Annotated in this window: 1 protein-coding gene and 2 pseudogenes; all 3 read right to left on the reverse strand. The window is 35.8% G+C overall.

All coding sequences use genetic code 11. The annotated features are described in order from the left end of the window. Nucleotides 1-37 precede the first annotated feature (37 nt). On the reverse strand, nucleotides 38-1,072 hold the full coding sequence (locus AX662_RS09775; RefSeq protein WP_060972337.1) for a sensor domain-containing diguanylate cyclase: 1,035 nt from the start codon (nucleotides 1,070-1,072) through the stop codon (nucleotides 38-40). A gap of 21 nt (nucleotides 1,073-1,093) precedes the next feature. Continuing rightward, nucleotides 1,094-1,327: pseudogene (locus tag AX662_RS09780) on the reverse strand (PfkB family carbohydrate kinase); the annotation flags it as partial. Continuing rightward, nucleotides 1,324-1,566 (reverse strand): annotated as a pseudogene (locus tag AX662_RS10505) (DeoR family transcriptional regulator); the annotation flags it as partial. The pseudogenes AX662_RS10505 and AX662_RS09780, both read right to left, overlap by 4 nt. Nucleotides 1,567-1,689: the final 123 nt, after the last annotated feature.

Genomic DNA, 1,689 nt, shown 5'->3' on the forward strand with positions numbered 1-1,689 from the left:
TCATAGGCAGGAATGACAATAACAACATCTTGAAACATCATCGACGTTCTCCTTTCTGACTTTTATTTTCGTACATTTTCTTATCAGCTATTGCAAAAAAATCAACGAAGTTTTTATGTGATTGATAAGAGTCCGTATAAGCACCTAAAGATGCTGTAATCCCCATATCTTTGAGAGTCATTTCTGCTTGAACAAGTTTTATTAAAAATTCAGCTTGATTTTCAGAAACTCCAGGGAGTAAAACCGCAAATTCATCTCCACCTAACCTTGCTATTACAGCACTTTCAGGCATTATCTTCGTTAAAATATCACCAAATTCAATTAGAATCTTATCTCCCGTAGCATGTCCAAAGGTATCATTTGCTTCCTTGAATTTATCCAAATCAGATATAATAACCGTAATTTGTTCTTCTTTACGTGTCAGACATTCCTCAAAAGCAAGCTCAATATATCGTCGATTATGAACCCGTGTTAAAACATCTTCGTATGCCATCCTCTGTATTTCAAGTTCATGAAGTCTCTGCTCTGTAACATCAAGAACAAAACAAGAAACACCAATCACTTTTTGGCGATTGTTATAAATGGGAGAATACATATTTTGCCAGTAAAGCGTTTTGTCGCCTGTCTTAATAGTATCCATAAATATAAATGTTTCACCCTTTTTCGCACGATCAACATTTGCTTTTAAACGCGCAGCATCTTCACTATTAAGATAATTCATTGGAAAGTCACCAATTTTGGGAGTGAAATAAAAGATTTCTTCCATGAGCCGAATATCATTCTTATTAACCGCAATAAAACGATAATCTAAGTCTACAGCATAGACGTTAATAAGTTTCGAACTCTGTAAGATAAAGTGGGATAGCATATGCTGTCTTCGATTAAGGTAAGATGCTAGGGTCCAAAGAACTAGTATTCCTATAAAGATTGCTAAAACGATGGGATTATCATGGTCAATCAAAACATCATCATACACTAAGCGCATTAATAACATTAACGCAGCAAAAATACTTAAGTACGTTAACAATCTTTGATGCTTGATTAAAAAATCACTTACTTTTCCTAATACCATTACAGCCTCACCATTCTAAGTAGTTTTAATACCTTCAGCATCCAAACTGTCTGTAACAAAACGTCCTGTAAAACCACCGATGAAGCCCGTAGCAGTATTGTCAATTCCTAAACGTTGTAGAATACGGCTGACATTAATACCCTTACCGCCAGCGAATTTATCATCACTCTCTATACGGTTAACTTCACCAATCTCTACCTTGTCGATACGAACAATGAAGTCGATTGATGGGTTTAGCGTCACAGTATAAATCATACTTCAATAACCCTCGTTTTCTCTTTTAATTCTTTCAGGAGTTCTTTTTCCGACGCATTTGTGACTATAGTAACCTTCTCAACCTCAGCTACCTTTGCATAGGTAATCTAACCAAGTTTCGAAGCATCAGCTAGAACGTAAGCTTTTCGCGCATTAGCAATCACTGTCCGTTTAATGACTGCTTCCTCCATGTCAGGTGTTGTAAAATAGTTGGCATCAACACCATTAGCACCAATAAAAAGGAAAATGAGTTATCCTTTCTCCAAAAGCATTAAAGGGAATGCCCTCGCTATTGGTCTTGTTTTGCAAATGATGTAAAGTAGATAAAGAAAAAGGTCTCAATAAAAAGACTATCATTACGT

It is taken from the genome of Streptococcus sp. CCH5-D3 (assembly GCF_001556435.1).
Taxonomy (GTDB): domain Bacteria; phylum Bacillota; class Bacilli; order Lactobacillales; family Streptococcaceae; genus Streptococcus.